The sequence below is a fragment of the Luteibacter sp. P4_D7_3 genome (assembly GCF_056401735.1).
On the sequence record NZ_JBFUIT010000482.1, the window covers coordinates 1 to 2,086 of the forward strand.

Genomic DNA, 2,086 nt, shown 5'->3' on the forward strand with positions numbered 1-2,086 from the left:
TCACGGAACGGGCGCGAGTTTTCCTTGTTGTAGACCTGCCAGCGCGACGACTGGGTATAACCGACCCACAGGTCACCGTTGTCGCCGAAGATGTTTTCCCAGACCTTGGTTTTCAGGCTGATCTGGAATTTCGCCTCGACATTCTGCAATTCCTGCGGCTCGGTCACGGTGTGGTCCGGCGCCGGACTGGACGGTGTCTTGTTCTGCTTGGTCGTGCCGAAGAACGGCAGCGCATAGGTGGGCTTGTAGCCACGCAGGTTGAATGTGCCGAGTTTGCTGTCGGGCGAGAGCTCCCAACGGCTATCGAGGAGGGAGACGGGGCGAGCGACGTCGTTCGAGTTGCGCGTGGCCAGATCCACGCTCACCGATTCGCCCTTCTCGTCTTTCTTCTTCGCAGCCTGTGGAAGCTTGTCGCGTCCTGTGGCCTTGTCGTAGCAGAGCAGGCGCTGCGCATCGGTCTCGATGGCCGAGCATGCCCGGATATCGATGGGGCTAGGATTTTGCGCGAAGGCGAGGCCTGCGTGTAGGCATGCATAGACGCTCAGGGCGCCTGCGGCATGGAATCGCTTCATGTGGTGTCACTCCCTGCATACCGGATACGGCACGGCGAACGGGGAGTGTAGCCGCCACGAATGTGTGAATAACGTGCATTGCTGTCGTTAATCGCAAGAAAAGACGTAGAGCCATCACCCGGCCCTACGTCTGCCGATGCCTAGTCAATCATTGACCGCTGGCGCCCGAGTGCTGCACCCAGCGCTGGTATTCGGCCTTGCTGATCTTTCCGTCGCGGTTGGCGTCGGCATACTGGAAGTCGTTCGCCAGCAAGGGGAACGCTGATGCCTGCGTGGCGGTGATAAAGCCCTTGCCGCCGGAAAGCGTGGCGAAGTCAGGCGCCGGACCCGACGGTTTGGCCGGAGCGGGACTGCTGTTGACGGTGACTGGCCCCTGCGCGCCAGGCATCGTCGTACCCGTCGCGCCCGCTTCGGGGCTCGGCGGCGGCGGGGGAGGCGGCGCATCCGATGCCGGGGGCGGCATGCCCGCGGCGTCAGCAGCCGGCGGTGGCAGGGAGCCCGGCGGCGTATGGGCAGGCGGGGGCGGAGGGGTAGCCTCGCCCGGTGGCGGCGGCGGGACCCTCGTGGCCGGCGGAACGTCCTGAGCGAATGCCGCGCCTGCCAGCAGCAGCGATGCGCCGAGTGCAACGGCGCGAACTTGCTTATTCATCGAAAGCCTCCTTTGGTCAGCGGTGGTTGGGCACATTGCCGACGCTAGCAAGGGACGATGTAATGGCGGCCCAACTGCAAACAGGCCTATACCGTGCCATCACGCGTATCCGACGGCTCCTCCACGGAAGACGTGCTCCGTCTTTCCCTGCGATCGGCGCAGTTGCTTCACCTGGCTGCGCAGGGCCTTCTCCGTCGACGCAGCCGGAAGGCGAAACGCACGGACGTTGCCGAGACCATCGCGCACATGGGCATCCTGCAGATCGACACCATCAACGTCGTGGCGCGAAGCCCGTACATGGTCCTGTTTTCGCGACTCGGTGCGTATCGGAACGACTGGCTGGACGACGCGTTGGCCGAGGGTGCGATCGCCGAATGCTGGGCACACGAAGCGTCGTTTGTGCCTTCGTCCGAATATCGCTTCCACCGCGATTATCGCTCCGGACGCGGAGGCCACTGGGCCCAGAAGAGCGCGGAGCGCACGCGGGCCGAGGCTGGCGCCGACATGGATCGTTTGCTCGAACGCATCCGTAGCGAAGGGCCGCTGCGCGCCGCGGACTTCGAACGCGATGCACCCGTCGTCAAAGGCTGGTGGGGCTGGAAGCCGGAGAAGCGCTGGCTGGAGGCCTGGTTCGCGCTTGGTGCCCTCATGGTGACGCGACGTGACCGGTTTCAGCGCGTATACGACCTCGCCGAACGGGTCACCGCGCGCTGGGTCGAGCCGCCTGCTGGGGGCACTCTGGAGGAGGCGGAGGTACGTCGTCACTTCGTCCTGCAGAGCGTTCGTGCGCTGGGGATCGCCAAAGCCCGCTGGATCGCGGACTACTTCCGCCTCCGTCCGAGGGTCACCGACGCGGAACTGGCTC

The 2,086-nt window shown here is 64.9% G+C and carries 3 protein-coding genes; 1 reads left to right on the top strand and 2 read right to left on the bottom strand.

Going from position 1 to position 2,086, the window contains the following annotated elements; all coding sequences use genetic code 11:
- Both AC1DSN_RS21780 and AC1DSN_RS21785 read right to left on the bottom strand, forming a co-directional pair.
- A partial coding sequence (locus tag AC1DSN_RS21780; RefSeq protein ID WP_477332853.1) for a phospholipase A occupies positions 1–572 on the bottom strand: 572 nt, incomplete at its 3' end.
- Positions 573–720: 148 nt separating this feature from the next.
- Positions 721–1,221: an EF-hand domain-containing protein gene (locus tag AC1DSN_RS21785; protein ID WP_477332855.1), complete on the bottom strand. Its 501-nt coding sequence runs from the start codon at positions 1,219–1,221 to the stop codon at positions 721–723.
- 93 nt (positions 1,222–1,314) lie between these two features.
- On the opposite strand from AC1DSN_RS21785, the gene AC1DSN_RS21790 reads away from it, so the two are divergent.
- The coding region (locus AC1DSN_RS21790; RefSeq protein WP_477332857.1) for a DNA glycosylase AlkZ-like family protein at positions 1,315–2,086 on the top strand (772 nt) is incomplete at its 3' end.

Excerpts from the sequence above, each read along its gene's own strand:
- AC1DSN_RS21785 (WP_477332855.1), bottom strand. The coding sequence starts at position 1,221 with ATGAATAAGCAAGTTCGCGCCGTTGCACTCGGCGCATCGCTGCTGCTG.